Below are 16,406 nucleotides of genomic sequence, written 5' to 3' on the forward strand. Positions count from 1 at the left end.
TACTATCGTCATACGATTAAAACACCATCCCCCGGACCCACCATGAGCCAACCTTCCACCGCCGCGCGGCCCGCTGTCCTGACCGTCGCGAAGTTGCCGCCTTTCTACCTGGAGCCGCTGAAGTCGGCGTTCGAAGTGCACGACCGCCTGCACGAAACCGACCCGGCCGCGTTCGCGCGCATCGCGCCCACCATCCGTGGCGTCACCGGTGGCGGAGAGTCCATGGTCCCGCGCGCCCTGATGGACCAGTTGCCCGCCCTGGAGGTCGTTTCCATCATGGGCGTGGGCTACGACAAGGTCGATGTGCCCGCCGCCATCGAGCGCAACATCCCCGTCACCCACACCCCGAACGTCTTGAACGACGAAGTGGCGGATCTGGCCATCGGCCTGATGCTGTCGGTGGCCAGGCGCATTCCGCAGTCGGACCGCTACGTGCGCGAGGGTCTGTGGGCGACCCAGGGCAACATGCCGCTGGCCCGCAAGATGTCGGGCGCGCGCCTGGGCATCGTGGGGCTGGGCCGCATCGGCCAGGCCATCGCCAGGCGGGCCGCGGCGTTCGGCATGTCCATCGCGTACACCGGCCGCACGCAGCGCGCCGAGCTGCCGTATCCGTACTTTGCATCGGCCAAGGCGCTCGCGGCGGAAGTGGACTTTCTCGTGTGCATCACCCCCGGCGGCGAAGGCACGCGCAAGATGATCGACCGCGAGGTGCTGGAGGCGCTGGGCCCGCGCGGCTTCCTGGTCAACGTCGCGCGCGGCTCGGTGGTCGATGAGGCCGCGCTGATCGATGCGCTGCAGCGCAACGTGATCGCGGGCGCGGGTCTCGATGTCTTCGAGGACGAGCCACGCGTGCCACAGGCCTTGCGCGACCTGCCCAACGTGGTCCTCACGCCGCACATGGCGAGCGCCACCCACGAGACCCGGCAAGCGATGGCGGACCTGGCGCTGGACAACCTGAAGGCGCACTTTTCCGGTGCGCCGCTGCTGTCTCCGGTGCCGGAATGGCAGGCCCGCAAGACCCCGGGTTAACGCTAAAAGTCTTACCTTTTAATCATCATATGATAACAACGCGACGGGCTTCCATGAACCGCCGCCCCTACCGAAAACGCACAGGAGACATCGCATGAAAGTCAGGAACGTAGTTGCCGCCGCGATGGTCGCGACGGGCGTCCTCGCGGCCGGCCAGGCGGCCGCGCAGGAGAAGCTGGTGGTCTGGTGGCAGAAGGGCTTCTACAAGGCCGAGGACGACGCGCTGCACGCCGCCATCAAGAAGTTCGAGGCCAAGAACCCGAAGTACAAGATCGACCTGTCGCTCTATGCGCCGCAGGAAATGATCCCCAAGGCCGTGGCCGCGCTGGACGCCGGCAACGTGCCCGACGTCACGTACGGCGACGTGTTCGACTTCCAGGTGACGGCCAAGTGGGCCTACGACGGCAAGCTGGAGGACGTCTCCAGCATCATCGACCCGATCCGCGGCAAGTTCGAGCCGCATGCGCTGTCCACCACCTTCCTGCTGAACAACACGACCGGCACGCGCGCCTACTACGCCTACCCGATCAAGCAGCAGACCATGCACATCCAGTACTGGAAGGACATGCTGGCCGACGCGGGCTTCAAGGAAAGCGACATCCCGAAGACCTGGAAGGAATACTGGAGCTTCTGGTGCGACAAGGTGCAGGCGGGCTACCGCCAGAAGAGCGGCACGCGCGCCTTCGGCATCGGCCAGCCGCTGGGCGTGGATTCGAGCGACTCGTTCTTCTCGTTCCTGACCTTCATGGACGCGCACAACGTCAAGCTGGTCAACGACTCCGGCAAGCTGCTGGTGGATGACCCCTCCGTGCGCCAGGGCCTGATCAACGCGCTGACGGACTACACCCAGGTGTATTCCAAGGGCTGCACGCCGCCATCGTCCACCAACTGGAAGGACCCCGACAACAACGTCGCCTTCCACAACAAGACGACCGTGCTCACCCACAACGCCACGATCTCCATCGCGGCCAAGTGGCTGGACGACATGAACAACAGCACGCTGAACGAGCAGCAGCGCGCGCAGGCCAAGAAGAACTACACCGAACTGATCGCCACGGCGGGCTTCCCGAGCAAGCCGGACGGCACCAAGATGGTCTACCGTGCCGCGGTGAAGACCGGCGTGATCTTCAAGGACGCGAAGAACAAGGAGGGTGCGCGCAAGTTCGTGGCCTTCATGCTCGACGATGCCAACCTCACGCCGTATGTCGAGGGTTCGCTCGGCCGCTGGTTCCCGGTGACCAAGGCCGGCCAGCAGAGCCCCTTCTGGAAGGGTGACCCGCACCGCCTGGCCGTCTACAACCAGTTCATGTCCGGCACCACGCCGTTCGAATTCACCAAGAACTACAAGTTCACGGTGCTGAACAACGAGAACGTGTGGGCCAAGGCCGCGAACCGGGTGCTGAGCGAGAAGATTCCGGTCGACAAGGCCACCGATGAAATGATCGCCCGGATCAAGGCCGTTGCAAACTGAAGCCGTCCGGATCGAACCGGCCGCGCCGCCCGCGAAGCGGGCGCGCGGCCAGCTGAGCCAGCAGGAGTTCTGGGGCCGCCTGATGGTGGCGCCCTACCTGCTGATCTTCGCCGTCTTCGTGCTCTATCCGGTGTGCTACGGCCTCTGGCTGGCGCGCCACCCGGCCAGCTACGCCAGGCTGTTCGACGATCCCATCTTCTTCCGCAGCGCCGTCAACACGCTGGTGTTCCTGGCGGTCGCGATCAACCTCAAGATGCTGGTGGCGCTGATGCTCTCCGGCTTCTTCCTGCACACCCGCTGGTGGATCAAGATCCTGTCGGTCCTGTTCATCCTGCCGTGGGCCGTGCCCTCCATCCCGACGATCCTCTCGGTGCGGTTCATGCTGAACCCGGAGTGGGGCGTCATCAATACCCTGATCTTCCAGTTGACGCGGCTGGATGGCCCCAACTGGCTGAACGATCCCACGCTGGCCCTGTCGTTCTCGATGCTGATGCACATCTGGAAGTCCCTGCCGTTCTGGACGCTGATCCTGCTGGCCGGCCGCATGTCGATCCCGTCGGAGCAGTACGAGGCCGCATCGGTCGACGGCGCCAGTGCCTGGCAGAAGTTCCGCTTCATCACCTGGCCCTCGATGGCCGCCCTGTACGTCACGTCGACCATCCTTTCGGCGATCTGGACGTTGGGTGACTTCAACAGCGTCTACCTGCTCACCGGCGGCGGTCCCGCGGACCTGACGCACGTGCTGGCGACATTGGGCATCCGCTACCTGCGGCTCGACCAGCTGGATCTGGCCATGGCCACCATCGTCGTGGCGCTGCCGGCGGTGCTGCCGCTGGTCTGGTTCATGATGAAGAGGCTGAGCAAATGAGCGCGCGCTTGTCCTGGCGGTCGGTGGCGACCGAAGCCAAGCTGCTGCTGATCGGCATTCCGGTGTTCCTGTGGACCATCATCCCGGTCTACCACATGTTCCTGTTCGCGATCTCCGAGCGCGACTCGGCGACGTCGGGGCGGCTCTGGCCCAAGAACCCCACCCTGCAGAACTTCGAGGTGGTGTTCGGCCAGAAGCACTTCTACCTCTCGCACTTCTGGCAGCAGCTGGGCAACTCGGTGGTGATCGCCGTTGCCGTCGGCGTCATCACGCTGTTCATCGCGACGACTGCGGCATTCGCCATCAGCCGGCTGAAGGTGCCCGGCGGCCGCACCGTGATGAACATGGCGCTCTTCACGTACTTCATTCCCGCGGCGTTCCTGGCCGTGCCCATGTACAAGACCATGGCCAACTACGGCCTGCTGAACAACCGGTGGTCGCTGATCCTGGCCATGGTCACGATCGCCTCGCCGTACTGCATCTGGGTGCTGAAGCAGGCCTCCGACAAGCTGCCGTTCGAGCTCGACGAGGCGGCGCGCATCGACGGCGCCACGCCGCTGCAACTGTTTCGCCTGGTTTATCTGCCCCTGATGCTGCCTTCGATCGTCGCGGTGGGCACATATGCGCTGCTGCTCGCCTGGAACGAATACCTGTACGCCTTCCTCCTGCTGTCCAAGGAAACCGACCTCACCCTGGCAGTGGCGCTTGGCAACTTCCTCGCCGCCGACGACTCGCCCTGGGAACTGCTCATGGCGACCGGCTTCATCTACGCGCTGCCGCCGGCGGCCATCTATTACGCATTCAAGCGCTACATGGTGTCGGGCCTCACGGCCGGCGCGGTGAAAAGCTAAAAGAAAATGGCCAACGTCTCATTCAGCAAGGTCGAAAAGAACTTCGGCAAGTTCAAGGTGATCCACGGCATCAGCTTCGACATCGCCGATGGCGAATTCGTCGTGCTGGTCGGGCCTTCGGGCTGCGGCAAATCGACGCTGCTGCGCATGCTGGCCGGCCTGGAGCCCATCAGCGGTGGCGAGATCAGCATCGGCGAGCGCGTGATCAACGACGTCGATTCGAAGGACCGCGACATCGCGATGGTGTTCCAGAGCTACGCGCTGTATCCGCACATGACGGTGCGCGACAACATGGGTTTCAGCCTGAAGCTGCGCAAGGCCGACCAGGCGCTCACGGCGCAGCGTGTCAACAACGCGGCGCGCATCCTGAACCTCGATGCCTTGCTCGAACGCTATCCGCGTGAACTCTCCGGCGGCCAGCGCCAGCGCGTGGCCATGGGCCGGGCCATCGTGCGCGACCCCAAGGTCTTCCTGTTCGACGAGCCGCTCTCCAACCTCGACGCCAAGCTGCGAGTGGCGATGCGCGCCGAGATCAAGGCCCTGCACCAGCGGCTGAAGACCACGACCGTGTACGTCACGCACGATCAGATCGAAGCGATGACGATGGCCGACCGCATCGTCGTCATGCACGACGGCATCGTCGAACAGATCGGCACGCCGCTGGAATTGTTCGACCGCCCGGGCAACCTGTTCGTCGCACAGTTCATCGGATCGCCTGCCATGAACGTGCTGCCTGGCACCTTGCGTGTGCAAGGTGGCCGGACGTACGTCGAGGCGCAGGGGCACGAATGGCCGGCCGCGCCGCAATCGCGTGGGCAGGAGGGTCAGGCCGTTCAGTACGGATTTCGCCCCACCGACGTTGCCCTCGCGACCGATGGCCAGGGCATCCCCGCCAAGGTGGTGGTCGTGGAGCCGACCGGCGCGGAAACCGAGCTGCTGCTGCGGGTGGGCGAGGCGGACATCGTCGTGGTGCTCCACGGCCGCACCGAAGTGCAGCCCGATGACACCGTGCATTTGCGCGTGTCACCGGCCAAGACCCATGTCTTCGATACCGCGGGCGGCGGCCGGCTGGACGAGGGGACGCTCCAATGAGCATGTTCACCAAGGTCGTGCTCCATACGGCGCAGGACGGCAAGGCGCGTTTCCGCGAGGAGCAGGTGCCGCTGGCAGAAGGCACGCCGCAGGCGATGCTGTCCGCGCTGATGCCCTCCGGCGGCTACCAGCTGCGCCAGAGCCCCGTCGGGTTTCGCAGCCAGTTCCATTGCTCGCCGCACACGCAGTGGGTGTTCATCCTGGCGGGCGAAATGGAGATCGGCCTGCAGGACGGAACTTCGCGCATCTTCCGCCCTGGCGAGCACTTCTATTCGGCGGATCTCCTGCCCGAAGGCGCGACTTTCGACGCCGCGCTGCATGGGCACTGGAGCCGGCAGGTCGGCAGCGAGCCGCTGGTCACCCTGTTCGTCCGTGGCTGACGGTGCCGCTTTGCCATGATCAAGAACGTTCACGGCAACACCGTCGACCACCTGGGTGAGGCCATCGTCGCCGGCCGCTATGCGCCGGGCGCTTCGATCCCGCCGGAGCCCCTGTTGTGCGAGGAGCTCGGCGTCAGCCGCACCGTGGTGCGCGAAGCCGTCAAGTCACTGATCGCCAAGGGCCTGGTCACAAGCGGCCCCAAGGTGGGCACCCGCGTGCTGACTTCGGACCACTGGAACTGGTTCGATCCCGACGTGATCGTGTGGCAATCGAAGTCCGGCTTCACGCCGGAGTTCCTCCGCGACCTGCAGGACCTGCGGCGCGTGGTCGAACCGGCCGCCGTGCGCATGGCGGCGGAACGCGCGACACCGGAAGACATCCTCGATATCGAAGCCGCCTATGAAGGCATGCGCCGCGCGGTGGAAGAGGGCGGCGACTACGTCACGCACGACCTGCGCTTCCACCAGGGCCTGTTGCGCGCGTCGCGCAACCGGATGCTGGTGCAGATGAGCAAGGCGCTGGGGGCGCTGCTGCGCACCAGTTTCGAGATCTCGACCAGCCGCAAGGACGGTCCGAAAAATTCCCTGCCGCTGCATCGTGCGGTACTCGACGCCGTGATCGCGCACAACCCCGCGCGCGCCGAGAAGGCGATCGTGGTGCTGATCGACGGCGCGCGCGAGGACATCGAAACGGTACTCGCCTCACGCAAGCGCCTGCCCAGGCTCAACCTGCCCGCACGCCACTTGCCGGCGTGACCGCCATGACGAAGGTCACGACGGCGTAGGGCGGTTTAACACGAAAATTCTCAAAGCCGCGCATGTGACGCGCGTGTGCGACAAAGTTGACAGGCGACCGACAGGCCGGAGCCCTACAATACTTGTCTATACAACATGGAAGGCCGAGGCCGCGCCCCGCGGTAGCCTTCCACCGGGCCACAGCGAGGCCTGCCGTTGTCCGAAAGCAGCACGTGTCCGCAGCCGTTTCCGAACCTTCCGCACCCGCGCCGGATCTCGACGATCCGCGGCGCTGGATGGGTTCGTCCCAGTTGCTGGACCTCGAAGACACGAAGCTGCGCCTGCGGGCCCGCTCGCTCACGCAGCTGTGCAAGTCCGACCGCGAGAAGGCGCTGGCCATCTATGGCTTCGTCAAGCGCATCGTCTTCGCCAAGCCCTTCAAGATGCGGCTTCGCACGGCACGCGAAGTGGTCGAGGCCAACCGCGGCGACGCGCCTGACAAGGCGACGGTCTTCGTCGCGTTGCTGCGCCTCGCCGGCGTCCCGGCGCGCATCCGCTACATCACGCTGCGCGGGGAGATCCTGCGCGGCCTCACCACGGGCGTGAGCCAGGCAGCCCGGCCCGTGGTCGAAGCCTGGGTCCAGGGGCGCTGGGCCCGCACGGACACCTACATCTTCGACGCCGGCTACATGGCGGCGGCCCGCCAGCGGCTCAAGGAGCAGGGCTGGGAATGGGGCTACGGCATCCACGTCGCCGGCCACACGCTGTGGGACGGCGCGCACGATGCGTTCGTGGGCGGCATGCCGACCGACCAGGATCCCATGGTCGTGGAGGACCTCGGGGTGTACTGCGATCCGCTGGAATTCGTTTCGTCCAAGGTCTACCGCAACAACCATCCGCGCCTGACGCGTGCGCTGCACTGGAACGTCCTGGCGCCGACGATGGAACGCGCCATCCGCGACCTGCGGGAAGATTCGTCGGGCGGCCCCGCGCTGCCGGCGCGCAAGACGTCCTGAACCGCCGCAGCGGCGTCCGTCAGGACTGCATCGTCCCCGACAACATCACCTTCCGCCCCTGCGTCGTCGGTACGTGGACGAGCAACGCCCGCGCGACATCCGAAGCCGCGATCGAACGCAGGTTCGACGGGATCAGCGGCCGCAGCACCTGGCTCACGCGCAACGCCAGCTTCTCGCCGCCGCGCACCGGTTGCCCGAGCGCCTCGCGGTCGCCAGCCAGGAACGAAGGCCGGGCGATGACCAGGGTCGTAAAACCAAGCGACGCCAGGGCGTCCTCGAGTTCACCCTTGACGCGGTTGTAGAAGATGGAAGAGCGCACGTCGGCACCCATGGCGCTCACCAGTCCCAGCTTGCGGGTGCCGTTGGCGTGCACCGCACGGGCGACCGCCAGGTTCGCTTCCAGATCGACAGCGCGGAAAGCCGCCTGGCTGCCGGCCACCTTGATGGTGGTCCCAAGCGCCAGGTAGGCTTCATCGACCGGGGGGAGGGGAGGCAGCGCGGCGAAGTCCACCGCGTGCGAAGTCAGCTTGGGATGCGCGATCCCGAGCTTGCGGCGGCCCAGTGCATGGACCGCCGCGACCGAATCATCGGCCAAAAGTCCTTGCAGGACCGCCCGGCCCACGAGGCCCGAAGCCCCCGCCACCAGAACGGTTCGACCTGCCACCACCGCCGCCACCGCCCCGGCGTCCGCCGCCGGCCATGCTGTCGACGCTGGTGCGGGTGGGGTCGGGCTGGCTGCCGGCCTGGGTGCTGCGGGTGCCGCGGAGTTCATTGCGGCGATTGTGCAGGTTCGTCTGCAACGGGTCCACGTTGCGCGGGATCGCGTCTTCACCGCGCTCTTCGCCACGATCCCCGCCGCGGTAGGCGTCGTCCGGCGGCCGGCGATCCTGCCGGTCCGCCATGTCCTGGCGCGGGGCGCCGCGCTGCTGCTGCTGCCGGGGCGGGCGCCCTTGCTGCACAGGCGCATTGGCGTCGCGCGGCGGGCGCGCCCGGCCATTGGCCGGCGCTTGCTGGCGATTGCCGTCGCGGTCGCCGTCGCGGCTGCCGTCACGGCCGCCATTGCCCCGGCTCTTGGCCGGCGCCGCGCGCTGACCGCCGGAGCGGCCCCCGCCGCCTTCCTTGCCCTTGTTCTCGCGGATGCGCTGCATCATCTCGCCGCGCGCGGTCTTCGCCGCCGCGTTCATCACTTCACGGCTGGGCGGGCGGCCCTTGCCGCCCCACAGCACCTGGCGGCCCATGGCGATGGGGTGCGCCTGCTCGTTCGCTTCCGGGCCGAAGCCTTCGACCACCACTTCAGGGATCTGCTGCTTGGTGAAGCGCTCGATCTCCTGCATGAAGCCCTCTTCGTCCAGGCAGACCAGGCTGACGGCCGCGCCGTCGTTGCCCGCCCGGCCGGTGCGGCCGATGCGGTGCACGTAGTCTTCCGGCACGTTGGGGATCTCGTAATTGACCACGTGGGGCAGCTCGTCGATGTCGATGCCGCGGGCGGCGATGTCGGTGGCCACCAGGGCGCGGATGTCGCCGCTCTTGAAGCCGGCCAGCGCCTGGGTACGGGCCGTCTGGCTCTTGTTGCCGTGCAGCGCCATCGCGGTGATGCCCTGCTTGTTCAGGTAGTCGGCGACGTGGTTGGCGCCGAACTTGGTGCGGGTGAACACCAGCACCTGGCTCCAGTCGTGTTCCTGGATCACGTGGGCGAGCAGCTGCTTCTTCTTCTCGCGGCCGACCGGATGCACCACCTGCGTGATGCGCTGCACGGTGGTGTTGCGCGGTGTCACCTGGATGCTTTGCGGGTTCTTGAGCAGGCCATTGGCCAGGTCACGAATCTCGTCGCTGAAGGTGGCCGAGAACAGCAGGCTCTGCTTTTCCTTGGGCACCAGGGCCAGGATCTTCTTGACGTCGGGCAGGAAGCCCATGTCCAGCATGCGGTCGGCTTCGTCCAGGACGAGGATCTCGACGGTCGACAGGTCCAGATGGCCCTGCTGCTGCAGGTCGAGCAGGCGGCCCGGCGTGGCGACGAGGATGTCGACGCCGGCCTTCAGCTTGCTGATCTGCGTGTTCATGCCCACGCCGCCGAAGATGACGGTGGAGGTCAGGTTCAGGTACTTGCCGTAGGTGCGGATGGACTCTTCGACCTGCGCGGCGAGCTCACGCGTGGGCGTGAGCACCAGGGCGGCGATGCCGTCCTTGCCGAACTTGTTGGTCCGGCCCTGGCCCTTGGTGAGCTTGTGCAGCAGCGGCAGCGTGAAGGCGGCGGTCTTGCCGGTGCCCGTCTGGGCGCCGCCGAGGAGGTCGTGGCCATCGAGCACGGCGGGGATCGCCTGGGCCTGGATGGGGGTGGGGATTTCGTAGCCTTGCTCGCGCACGGCCTTGAGGATGGCAGGGGCCAGATTCAGTTCGTCAAAAGTCATGAGGGGATGGAAGCGCCTTCCCGGGCGCTGGGGCATCGGCCGTTTTCCGGGATTTCGCCCGGAGCCAGTCAAGGCAGATGGAGTTCTAGGGTCGGGAGGAGCGCTTGCGGCACGGGAACCGTGTGCGGCGTCATCCCCAGCGGAACGCTGAGCCCGCGGGCGACTGAAGGCCGCGGGAGCCGCCATTGTCGCATGCCTGGGCGCCGCCTGCCGGCCGGACCGGATTCCATGGCAGCCGCAACCCCGGCGTTGCAGGAAAACAGCGCCGCCGGCGCCCGGACCACCACGCCCGTGGCGCCCCCGGCGCAAAACACTTGGCCGCGCTGCATGCCCGGTTTCATAATGGGCGTCTCCCCGCGCAGGACACATGGCCACCAAGCTGTTGAAGATCCGTATGGGGGTCGCGGACGACCCCACCGCCTTGCAGCCGTCGCTGAACGACTGCCTCGAGGCCGTGCTGCAGCAAGCGCAGCCCTTGATCACTGACGTCATCCAGGCGATGCAGCTCGGCACCGCCTCGAACGGGCCGCGCCGCATCTCCAGCTTCCAGCGGCCGGGCGTCAAGCAGACGGTGGAAGGCCTGGGCCGCAATGTCGCGGAGATCGGCAAGACCTTCGAGCAGGAACTCACGCGCCTGGTCTACCAGGGCGGGGGCAAGGACCAGGTGCAGGCCGAAACCCTGCGTTTCGAAGACCTGAACCTGTTCGGCGACGAGCAGCTCGACCTGAGCATCGAGGTCGCGCGCGCCCAGCAGGAGGTGGCTTCGGCCGTCGACGACACGCTGCCGGGCCTGGACGCGCTGGTGAGCACCATGCTGGGCTGGCGCACCATCCAGCCCGGGCTGAACCCGGTCCGGCCGGAGGTCTTCGTGCGCGCCCTGCAGCACACGCTGTCCATCCATGTGCCCGACAACTCGGTGCGCGAGGCCCTGGTCACCCCCGCGGCCGGCCTGCTGGGCGTGAACCTGCGCAAGCTGTACAAGGAAGTGGCCGAGTGGCTGCGTTCCACCGGCGTCGAGCCCGCCGTTCCCGTGGGCGGACGCGTCAACAAGGGTTCCGGCGCCGCCGGCGGCGCGACCGTCAACGATTCCGTCGCCCGCACGCTGCTGACGCTGGATCGCCTGCGCAAGCTGCTGGCCGGGGACTTCGACCAGCCCAAGGCCAAGCAGGACTTCCTGCACACCGTGCCGGCCTCCATGAACATGCTGCAGGACATGCAGCAGGTCGACGTGCTGGTGGAACGTCTCGAAAAGCGCCCGCCGAAGGCCCCGCCGGTGAGCGACAAGCCGAAGGACATGCTCTCGGACGAACCCGAATCCAGCACGCCGCCGCCGCGCATCGGGCAGCAGCTGGGCGAGGAGGTCGTGCGGCTGATGTTCGACAACCTGGCCCAGGACAACCGCCTGCTGCCGAGCTTCAAGCGCCAGTTGAAGGGGATGGAAACCGCGGTGCATCGGTTGGCCGGGGACGATTCGCGCTTCTTCAGCGACCGCAATCACCCCGCGCGCCAGCTGCTCGACCGCATCACCCAGCGCAGCCTCGCTTTCGGTTCCGAGCAGGACGAGGGCTGGGCGCGTTTCATGATTTCGGTGGAATCCGCGCGCGGTTGGCTCGACAGCAAGGTGGTCGATGCCGAGACTTTCGACGAACTGCTGGAAAACCTGCAGGAGCAGTGGAGCGACCAGGACCAGCACGTGAAACAGCGGCGCGAGGAGGCCGCCCGCGCGCTGATGCACGCGGAGCAGCGCAACCTGCTGGCCCAGCGCCTGGCATCCGAGTTCGCCGCCACCGTCGAGGGCCTGGACGTCGCGGATTTCTTCGTCGACTTCCTGAAGAATTCCTGGGCCCAGGTCGTGGCCGAATCGCAATTGACCTGCACCGACGGCTCTTCCGACCCTTTCGGCTACCGGGCGCTCGTGGACGACCTGATCTGGAGCGTCCAGAAGACGGCGGCGCAGCGCGGCCGGGCCCGCCGGCTGGTCCAGATGATCCCCGGGCTGCTCACGCGCCTGCGGGAAGGCCTGCACCGCATCGGCTACCCGCCGGAGCTGACCCAGCGCTTCTTCGACAATCTCATCACGCTGCACCGTGCCGCGGTGCAGGAGGGCCAGGATGCAGCCGCCGAGGCCGCCGCCGATGCCGCGTGGCAGGAGCCCTCCCAGTTCGCCGACAGCGGCCAGGACGAAGTCCAGATGTGGCTGGACGCGAACGAGGCCAAGGAATCCGGCTTCGTGCCCGACGCCGAAATTGACCTGGACTTCGTCGCCTCCCCGGTCGGCGGCGGGCACGAATCCAAGCAGGCGGACAAGGAGAGGGCCGCCCAGCTGGCCCAGGCGGCCCAGAAGGTCGAGTTCGCGAAGCGGGCCGCCGAGAAGGCCCAGGAAGCCCAGGCCGCCAACCCGGACACGGTGCCCGACACGGTCGCCGTCGACGAGGCGCCAGAAGAGGCCGAACCCGCCGAGTCCGCCCCGGCGCAGCGCATGGAAGACCTGCGGATGGGCAGCTGGGTCGAGATCCACATCAAGGGCGAATGGGTGCGTGCCCAGCTGACCTGGGCCAGCCCGCACGCCACGCTCTTCATGTTCACCTCCATCACGGGCAACGCGCATTCCATGTCGCGCCGCACGCTGGACAAGCTGCGTTCCCTGAACCAGCTGAAGATCGTCGCCGACCGGCCGGTGGTGGACGAAGCGCTCGACCAGGTCGCCCAGCGGGCCCTGAAGAACAGCCTGGACAACAAGGCTTAGTCGCCGCGCCGCGGGGTTGCCGGCCCTGTCCCGCGATAATCGGCGGTTTCCCCCGCAGATTGCTATGGCCCAGTACGTCTACACCATGAACCGCGTCAGCAAGATCGTGCCGCCCAAGCGGACGATCTTGAAGGACATCTCGCTCTCGTTCTTTCCCGGCGCCAAGATCGGCGTGCTCGGCACCAATGGCTCCGGCAAGTCCACCTTGCTGAAGATCATGGCCGGCCTCGACAAGGAGATCGAGGGCGAAGCCACCCCCATGCCGGGACTGCGGATCGGCTACCTGCCGCAGGAACCCCAGCTGGAGCCCCAGCAGACCGTCCGCGAGGCGGTCGAGAGCGGCATGGGCGAGGTCATCCAGGCGCGCGCCCGGCTGGAGGAGATCTACGCCGCCTACGCCGAACCCGATGCCGACTTCGACAAGCTGTCGGAGGAGCAGGGCCGGCTGGAGGCGATCATCGCCACCGCCGGCAGCGACAGCGAGCACCAGCTGGAGATCGCCGCCGACGCGCTGCGCCTGCCGCCCTGGGAAGCCGTCATCCAGAACCTCTCGGGCGGCGAAAAGCGCCGCGTGGCGCTGTGCCGCCTGCTGCTGTCCAAGCCGGACATGCTGCTGCTCGACGAACCCACCAACCACCTGGACGCCGAGTCGGTGGAATGGCTGGAGCAGTTCCTGGCGCGCTTCCCCGGCACGGTGGTCGGCATCACCCACGACCGCTACTTCCTGGACAACGCGGCCGAATGGATCCTGGAACTGGACCGCGGCGTCGGCATCCCCTGGAAGGGCAACTACAGCACCTGGCTGGAGCAGAAGCGGGACCGCCTGGCGGCCGAACAGAAGGGCGAGGAAGCCCGCGCCAAGGCCCTGAAGAAGGAGCTGGAGTGGTCGCGTGCCAACCCGAAGGGCCGGCAGGCCAAGAGCAAGGCCCGCCTGGCCCGCTTCGAGGAACTGTCCGACTACGAATACCAGCAGCGCAACGAGACGAACGAGATCTTCATCCCGGTGGGCGAGCGCCTCGGGCATGAGGTGATCGAGTTCGTCAACGTCTCCAAGTCGTTCGGCGACCGCATGCTGATCGACAACCTGAGCTTCAAGGTGCCCGCGGGCGCCATCGTCGGCATCATCGGCCCCAACGGCGCCGGCAAGTCGACGCTGTTCAAGATGATCGCCGGCAAGGAGAAGCCGGATTCGGGCGAGGTGAAGATCGGCAAGACGGTGCACATGGCCTTCGTGGACCAGCACCGCGACGAGCTCGCGAACAACAAGACGGTGTGGGAGGACGTGTCGGGCGGCCTCGACATCATCAACATCGGCAAGTTCCAGATGGCCAGCCGCGCCTATTGCGGGCGCTTCAACTTCAACGGCGGCGACCAGCAGAAGAAGGTCAGCATGCTCTCCGGCGGCGAGCGCGGCCGCCTGCACCTGGCCAAGACGCTGCTGCAAGGCGGCAACGTGCTGCTGCTGGACGAACCGTCGAACGACCTCGACGTCGAAACGCTGCGGGCGCTGGAAGACGCGCTGCTCGAGTTCGCCGGCAGCGTGATGGTGATCAGCCACGACCGCTGGTTCCTGGACCGCATTGCGACGCACATCCTGGCGGCGGAGGACGACGCCAAGTGGGTGTTCTTCGACGGCAACTACCAGGAATACGAGGCGGACAAGAAGAAGCGCCTGGGCGAAGAAGGTGCGAGGCCGCATCGGGTGCGCTATAAAGCCCTGAAGTAGCCAGCAGTCCGCGGGGGCATCTACGTCGATTCACCCCTCCTACCAGGCCTTGTACCGGGCCACCGTCAAGTCAGCGGCCACCCTCGGCGGGGCCCTGCTGCAGGGCATGCTCGCCCGGGCGCTGGCGCGCATGCCGGGCGAGGCGCAGGCCAGCACCGACGTCGTCGAGCGCAACCTGCTCGCCGACGCGGCCACGGTGCTTGCCGACCATTCGGCGGCGCTGCTCGACAGCTTTCCGCAGGCGCTGCTCGCTGAATTCGCCCATGCACTCGCCGGGGGGCGCGGCGGAGCCCTCACGTTCGATTCGCTGCCCTTGCTGGGCGAGGAACAGGTGCGCGACAACGTCGACGTCCTGCGCGTGACGCAGGACGTGCTCGAGGCCGTGCGCCCCGAGCTCGGCGAACTCGAGAGCCTGCTGGCCGCCGCGCAAGGGCCGGGCACGCCCGGGCGGCACCCGCTCAGGCCCGAAGTCTTCGTGCGAGCCCTGCACCGGCTCGTGCAACAAAGCCCTGTCGCCGCCACGGTGCGGCGGCGCTGGCTGCGGCACCTGGGCGCCGAACTCGGCACCGAACTGGCCGGCCTCTATCGCGAACTCACGGCGACGCTGCGCGCCCATGGCGTCGCGGCTGCCGCGCCGGCCATGGCCGCGGCGCCGCCGCCGTCCCCCGAGCGGCAGACCGACCTGACGGTGCGCGAATTGCAGCGGCTGCTGGCCGGCGAGCTCGACCTGGCCGCGCCCGGCAACCGCCCGCCGTTCGCCGACACCGAGTTCTCCGCCACCATCCCGGCGGCCTTCGAGCAACTGCGCGAGATGCGCCAGGTGGACCAGGTCATGCAGCAGCTGCGCCAGCGGCAGGCGGCCGTGCCGGACCCGGCGGGTGAGGGCCGTTCGCTGCTGCGCAATGCCTTGCTGCTGCAGGTACGCCGGCCGGCGCAGGCGCTGGCGCTGGAAGTGGTCCGGCTGATGGTCGACAACCTGGCCGCCGATCCCCGCCTGCTGCCCGCGGTGCAGGAGGCCGTGCGCGACCTGGAACCGGCGCTGATGCGGCTGGCGCTGGCCGACCCGCGTTTCTTCAGCGAGCGCCAGCATCCCGCGCGCCAGTTGCTCGAACAGGCCACGCAGCGCAGCCTGGCCTGGGCGGACGAGGGCGCGCCGGGCTTCGCGGAATTCGCCGGCGCGCTGCGCGAGGCGGTCGAGGCGCTGCTGGATTCGCGGGCCGTCGGGCCCGAGGTCTTCCAGATCGCACTGGACACGCTGCAGGGCGCCTGGGCCGAGGCGCAGCCGCGCGGCCGGCGCTTGCGCGAGAAGGCGGTGCGCGCGCTGCTGCGGGCCGAGCAGCGCAACCTGCTGGCCGAGCGGATCGCGCAGCAGCTCGCCGGCCGGCCCGAAGCAGCCGGGGCCCCCGCCGAGGTGATGTCGTTCCTGGGCGGCCCCTGGGCGCAGGTGATGGCGCAGGCACGGCTGGCGGACCGTGGCGGCAGCGACGACCCCGGTGGCTACGCGGCGGCCGCCGCCACCTTGCTGCGAAGCGTGCAGCCCGCGCTTGCGATGCGCGTGTTCCCGCATCGCCAGGCGCTGGCCGAGCGGCTGCGCCACGGCCTCGCCAGCGTGGACTACCTGCCGGCGGAGACGCAGCGCTGGCTGTCGACCTTCGACGTGCTGCAGGAGCATGCGGCCATGGAGACCGCGCCACCGGCGCTGCCGGAGACCCCGGCGCCTCCGGGCGACACCTGGCTGGCCGCACTGGAGGCGCACGATTCCGGTTTCGTCCCGCTGCCCGCGGTGTCCAGTGCGGCGGAACACCCGGTGTGGCCGCCGGAGTTGCCCGGCATCGATTTGCAGCCTGGTGCCTGGGTCGATTTGCTCGGCGCCACCGGCTGGGAGCGCTGGCAGCTCACCTGGGCCAGCCCGCATGGCCTGCTGTTCATGTTCACCGACGCCACCGGGACGGCACGCTCGATGACACGGCGCAGCCTGCAGGACCGCCTGGCCGGCGGCAGCCTGCGCACGGTGTCGGCGCACACGGTGGTGGATGGCGCGCTGGATGCCGTGGCGCGGGTGGCGTGGCGCAACTCCGTCTGAA

Annotated in this window: 13 protein-coding genes; 11 read left to right on the top strand and 2 right to left on the bottom strand. The window is 67.8% G+C overall.

Annotated features, from left to right (window positions below; translation table 11 throughout):
- Positions 1-42: 42 nt before the first annotated feature.
- From FN976_RS02240 to FN976_RS02275, 8 genes are all read left to right on the top strand, one after another.
- Complete coding sequence (locus FN976_RS02240; protein ID WP_145890529.1) at positions 43-1,029, top strand: 2-hydroxyacid dehydrogenase; 987 nt, start codon at positions 43-45, stop codon at positions 1,027-1,029.
- Positions 1,030-1,123: 94 nt separating this feature from the next.
- Complete coding sequence (locus tag FN976_RS02245; protein WP_145890531.1) at positions 1,124-2,500, top strand: ABC transporter substrate-binding protein; 1,377 nt, start codon at positions 1,124-1,126, stop codon at positions 2,498-2,500.
- Between the two features lie 10 nt (positions 2,501-2,510).
- Positions 2,511-3,368 carry a carbohydrate ABC transporter permease gene (locus FN976_RS02250; protein ID WP_145890886.1) on the top strand — a complete coding sequence of 286 codons (858 nt, stop codon included), beginning with the start codon at positions 2,511-2,513 and terminating at the stop codon, positions 3,366-3,368.
- A complete protein-coding gene (locus FN976_RS02255; RefSeq protein ID WP_145890533.1) occupies positions 3,365-4,219 on the top strand; it encodes a carbohydrate ABC transporter permease in 855 nt (284 codons plus the stop codon). Before FN976_RS02250 ends, FN976_RS02255 begins: the two co-directional genes overlap by 4 nt.
- Before the next feature lie 6 nt (positions 4,220-4,225).
- Positions 4,226-5,311 carry an ABC transporter ATP-binding protein gene (locus FN976_RS02260; protein ID WP_145890535.1) on the top strand — a complete coding sequence of 362 codons (1,086 nt, stop codon included), beginning with the start codon at positions 4,226-4,228 and terminating at the stop codon, positions 5,309-5,311.
- The gene (locus FN976_RS02265) at positions 5,308-5,691 is read left to right on the top strand and encodes a cupin domain-containing protein (RefSeq protein WP_145890537.1); all 384 of its coding nucleotides are present in this window, start codon (positions 5,308-5,310) and stop codon (positions 5,689-5,691) included. The genes FN976_RS02260 and FN976_RS02265 overlap by 4 nt, the downstream gene beginning before the upstream one ends.
- Positions 5,692-5,706: 15 nt before the next feature.
- A complete protein-coding gene (locus tag FN976_RS02270; RefSeq protein WP_145890539.1) occupies positions 5,707-6,447 on the top strand; it encodes a FadR/GntR family transcriptional regulator in 741 nt (246 codons plus the stop codon).
- A gap of 212 nt (positions 6,448-6,659) precedes the next feature.
- The gene (locus FN976_RS02275) at positions 6,660-7,442 is read left to right on the top strand and encodes a transglutaminase-like domain-containing protein (protein WP_145890541.1); all 783 of its coding nucleotides are present in this window, start codon (positions 6,660-6,662) and stop codon (positions 7,440-7,442) included.
- Between the two features lie 19 nt (positions 7,443-7,461).
- Here FN976_RS02275 and FN976_RS02280 read toward each other — a convergent pair whose 3' ends face one another.
- Together FN976_RS02280 and FN976_RS02285 are read right to left on the bottom strand one after the other, a co-directional pair.
- Positions 7,462-8,037, bottom strand: a complete 576-nt coding sequence (locus FN976_RS02280; protein WP_255440047.1) for a Rossmann-fold NAD(P)-binding domain-containing protein — start codon at positions 8,035-8,037, stop codon at positions 7,462-7,464.
- On the bottom strand, positions 8,027-9,850 hold the full coding sequence (locus FN976_RS02285; RefSeq protein WP_145890544.1) for a DEAD/DEAH box helicase: 1,824 nt from the start codon (positions 9,848-9,850) through the stop codon (positions 8,027-8,029). The genes FN976_RS02280 and FN976_RS02285 overlap by 11 nt, the downstream gene beginning before the upstream one ends.
- A 367-nt stretch (positions 9,851-10,217) precedes the next feature.
- Between FN976_RS02285 and FN976_RS02290 the strand changes: the two genes are divergently transcribed.
- From FN976_RS02290 to FN976_RS02300, 3 genes are all read left to right on the top strand, one after another.
- Positions 10,218-12,596: a DUF1631 family protein gene (locus tag FN976_RS02290; RefSeq protein WP_145890546.1), complete on the top strand. Its 2,379-nt coding sequence runs from the start codon at positions 10,218-10,220 to the stop codon at positions 12,594-12,596.
- A gap of 64 nt (positions 12,597-12,660) precedes the next feature.
- Positions 12,661-14,322: an energy-dependent translational throttle protein EttA gene (gene ettA, locus FN976_RS02295; RefSeq protein WP_145890548.1), complete on the top strand. Its 1,662-nt coding sequence runs from the start codon at positions 12,661-12,663 to the stop codon at positions 14,320-14,322.
- 49 nt (positions 14,323-14,371) lie between these two features.
- Positions 14,372-16,405: a DUF1631 family protein gene (locus tag FN976_RS02300; protein WP_186510727.1), complete on the top strand. Its 2,034-nt coding sequence runs from the start codon at positions 14,372-14,374 to the stop codon at positions 16,403-16,405.
- The last annotated feature ends 1 nt before the right edge of the window (position 16,406 follow it).

This window comes from Caenimonas sedimenti (assembly GCF_007833165.1).
In the GTDB taxonomy this organism is placed as follows: Bacteria; Pseudomonadota; Gammaproteobacteria; order Burkholderiales; family Burkholderiaceae_C; genus Ramlibacter; species Ramlibacter sedimenti.